The 826-nt window shown below is 74.8% G+C and carries 1 pseudogene; it reads left to right on the top strand.

Going from position 1 to position 826, the window contains the following annotated elements:
* Positions 1-826: pseudogene (locus ACLEQD_RS44565) on the top strand (HEAT repeat domain-containing protein); the annotation flags it as partial.

The raw sequence follows: 826 nt of genomic DNA, 5'->3' as shown, positions 1-826 counted from the left end.
CGGATCCGCTGGACCGCTGGCAGGCGGCGACGGAGCTGGGGCAGCACGTCTCCGTGCGCGCGGTGGATCCGCTGCTGGAGGCGCTGCGCACGGCGCGCAACCCGTTGATCCGCCAGAACGCGCTGGCGTCGCTGCGCTCGGTGCTCTCCGCGCTGCCCGCCCCCGTGGCCGCCTATGAAATCGCGGTGCGGCTGGAGTCCCTGCGCGAGCGCGCCAGCAGCCCGGAGCTGTACATCTCCGTCGCGGCGCTCCTGGACCTGGGCGGCCAGCTGGAGCAGGCCGCCAGCCAGTACCAGCGCGTCTATGAGTCCGGCGGCACGGATCCGCTGGTGCTCTGGCGCTGGGTGCAGCTGCGCGAGCAGCGCCACCAGGCGTTCTCCTCCGCGGTGGCCGCCCGGCAGCTCGCGGTGTGGGCCCAGACGACGGCGCGCGAGGAGACCGTGTCGGCGGAGGGTGGGGTGCCCCTGGCGTCGGCCCGGCAGCTGTGCGCGGCGGTGGTGGACGCGCGCTTCGCGGCCCAGGCCATCGCCCGGGTCCGCAAGGAGAAGACGGAGTTCCCGGAGGACCTGGAGACCTTCGAGCGGACCGCCCAGGACGCGGTGCGGCTCGCGGAGGCGAAGCTCGCGGACGCGGAGCTGCTCCTGCGCCAGCAGCACCCCGGCGTCCGCACCTGCGCGGATCAGCAGGTGGCCGAGCGCCTGTCGCAGGGCGTGAAGGAGCGCACCCAGGCGCTCCAGCAGGTATCGAGCGCGAAGCTGCCGAAGCCCGTGGGCACGCTGCTGCTGGAGCTGGCCCGCGAGCGCGATCCCTCGCCGGAGGTCGCGCC

Source organism: Corallococcus sp. 4LFB, assembly GCF_046520365.1.
GTDB lineage: Bacteria > Myxococcota > Myxococcia > Myxococcales > Myxococcaceae > Corallococcus > Corallococcus caeni.
This window is presented reverse-complemented; position numbering and strand designations above follow the sequence as displayed.